We start from the raw sequence: 1,919 nt of genomic DNA, 5'->3' as shown, positions 1-1,919 counted from the left end.
TGCGAGATCGTTTTGCACGATTGATTGAGGAAGGGCTGTCAGGCAGAGAGGCATCCCGCCGCCTCCAGTTGTCTGCCGCGACAGGGGCGCGCTGGTCGCGGCAAATTCGAAGGACTGGCGCAGCCGCTGTGGCACCGATGGGCCGTCCGCCGGGCACAGGCAAGCTGGCCGCTCATGTCGGTTTCCTTGAAGAACTGGTGGCCCAGGACCCGGATATCACGCTCTTTGAACTGCGCGATGCGCTCACCGATGCCGAAGGTGTTGTTGTGCACCACTCTTCGATTGCAGGTCTCTTGAAGCGCTTGGGCTTCACGCACAAAAAAAGTCGTTGGTTGCCACCGAACGCCGCCGAGCAAAGGTGAGGCAACAACGTGCGGACTGGTTTGCGCACCGCTCTCCCGCCATCGCCGGAATGCCGGATCGCGTTGTCTTTCTGGATGAAACGGCAGTGAAAACAAACCTCACCCGCCTGCGCGGGTGGGGCCAACGCGGCGAGCGGCTGACCATGGATGCACCTTTCGGAAGTTGGGGAACTCAGACGTTGATCGCTGGTCTGACACAGGATGCCTTGATCGCGCCGTGGGTCATCAAGGGAGCAATGGATGGTCCTGCGTTCGCGGCTTATGTCAAGGAGGTCTTGATCCCGGAAATCGCGCCCGGCACAGCGGTCATTCTCGACAATCTCGCCACCCATAGGAACAAAGAGGCCGCAGCGGCTCTAAAGGCGCATCGCTGCTGGTTCCTTTACCTGCCGCCATACTCACCCGACCTAAACCCAATCGAGCAGGCCTTCTCCAAGCTCAAGGCCCATCTCCGCCGCGTCGGTGCCCGCTCGTTCACTGCTGTATTCGAAGCCATCGGCCAAATCTGCGACTTATACGATCCCACAGAGTGCTGGAACTACTTCAAGGCTGCCGGATATACCTCAAACTAATCCCGAAACGCTTTAGATATAGGAACCCATCGCGTACCGGCACGAAGGTGATCTCCGCACACCAAACCTAGTCGGGTCGGTCTATCTGCATCTTTCCGCATGCTGTATGTCGGGGCCATCTCTTACAGTACTACTATAACTTGTGGCTGTTCACCACTTCGCATAGGATCTGTGGAGGCACAAAGTTATCAAGTAATTCCAACGAAACCTTTCATCAAATGGCTCGGCGGAAAGCGCTGGCTGGTGGAAAGTAACCTGTTTCATCTCCCTGAATACTCAGGCAGATTTATCGAGCCGTTCTTGGGCGGTGGTGTTGTGTTCTTTCATCAAACGCCCAAAAATGCCGCTCTATCTGACGTAAATTCATCTAAGGATTGCGTTGATATGAGTTAAGCTCAATCTTGACTTAGAGGCATAGAACCACTCTTTGTTGTTCGCTATACGCCTAGGCTGACGTCAGACAAGTGCTAAAAGCATAACCAAAGCCTACCATAAATAGAGCTTACTTATGTTTCAGAGGTGTTGGGTCCAGCGAGCAGCTTTCAACTGAGCTTTGTAATTGGCCTACAAGTACGTATGCCAAGGGGATACACCCCAATAAGTCAGTATTGCTGACCTAAAAACCATTGTTTCTAAGTCGTCATCTTGCACGTTGGTTTGCCCGACGGGTGACGATCCTTTTTGCATCGGATCTCTGATCCTGTAGAACGTCGCGCACCTTTGACTCGATGCGGCGGATTTTCTGAATCCCGTCAATGCGCCGCGTCACGCAATATTGGCTCAAACGTCATGCAACCCTGACCTAGACCAGACCTTTACTGTGACCTAAGCCAAGGTCAGCAGAGGTGAAGGATTTTCGATGCGGGCCGGTGTGCGACTTTGCCGTTGGGAGCTGCGTGGGGCCCGCGTTGGAAATCCTCGCAAGGTGGAAGCCGCGGCGACCAGGCGCTGCCTATGGGGAAAGCGTGGTAAGGGTTGCAGCGCC

Annotated in this window: 2 protein-coding genes; both read left to right on the top strand. The window is 54.8% G+C overall.

Going from position 1 to position 1,919, the window contains the following annotated elements; translation table 11 throughout:
- Positions 1-934, top strand: a protein-coding gene (locus ACFWW2_RS16955; protein ID WP_393929872.1) for an IS630 family transposase whose coding sequence is annotated in 2 segments (ribosomal slippage) — positions 1-317 and positions 320-934 — 932 coding nt annotated over the 2 segments. Because the reading frame shifts where the segments join, the coding sequence is not laid out codon by codon here. This gene is flagged as partial in the annotation.
- A gap of 99 nt (positions 935-1,033) precedes the next feature.
- Entirely contained in the window at positions 1,034-1,327 is a 294-nt protein-coding gene (locus ACFWW2_RS16950; protein WP_393929870.1) for a DNA adenine methylase, read from the top strand.
- The last annotated feature ends 592 nt before the right edge of the window (positions 1,328-1,919 follow it).

Source organism: Yoonia sp. R2-816 (genome assembly GCF_046762905.1).
Classification (GTDB): Bacteria; Pseudomonadota; Alphaproteobacteria; order Rhodobacterales; family Rhodobacteraceae; genus Yoonia.
The sequence above is the reverse complement of the archived record's forward strand: the minus strand, read 5'-3'. Positions and strand labels throughout refer to the sequence as shown.